Below are 807 nucleotides of genomic sequence, written 5' to 3' on the forward strand. Positions count from 1 at the left end.
ATATATCGACACACTGTTGGGTCCTGAGAGAATACGCGAGAGCGAACTCTCTAGGAAGAGATGACGATCCGCTCGGATCTTCGGTGATACCGGCCTTCTTCGAGGGTGTTGGTCCTGAGATTCTGGTTTGAGTGGGTGTGTTGTTTGAGAACTGCACAGTGGACGCGAGCATCTTTGTTTGTAAGTGTTTAAGAGCGTTCGGTGGATGCCTTGGCACCAGGAGCCGATGAAGGACGTAGGAGGCTGCGATAAGCCTCGGGGAGCTGTCAACCGAGCTGAGATCCGAGGATTTCCGAATGGGGAAACCCAGCACGAGTGATGTCGTGTTACCCGCATCTGAATATATAGGGTGTGTGGAGGGAACGTGGGGAAGTGAAACATCTCAGTACCCACAGGAAGAGAAAACAATATGTGATTCCGTGAGTAGTGGCGAGCGAAAGCGGATGAGGCTAAACCGTGTGGATGTGATAGCCGGCGGGCGTTGTCCATGCGGGGTTGTGGGATTGTTCTTCTCGATTCTGCCGGATCGAGCGTGAGTCAGAAACCGTTGTGTTAGCTGAATTGGTCTGGGATGGCCGACCGTAGAGGGTGAGAGTCCTGTAGGCGAAAATACGACGGCTCATGTGAGCGACTCCCGAGTAGCAGCGGGCCCGTGAAATCTGCTGTGAATCTGTCGGGACCACCCGATAAGCCTGAATACTACCTGGTGACCGATAGCGGACTAGTACCGTGAGGGAAAGGTGAAAAGTACCCCGGGAGGGGAGTGAAATAGTACCTGAAACCGTGCGCTTACAATCCGTCAGAGCC

1 rRNA gene is annotated in these 807 nt (G+C 53.7%); it reads left to right on the top strand.

Annotated elements, in window-relative coordinates:
* Nucleotides 1-178 precede the first annotated feature (178 nt).
* Nucleotides 179-807: ribosomal RNA gene (locus ACW2Q0_RS31125) — 23S ribosomal RNA — on the top strand; the annotation flags it as partial.

It is taken from the genome of Nocardia citri (assembly GCF_054065835.1).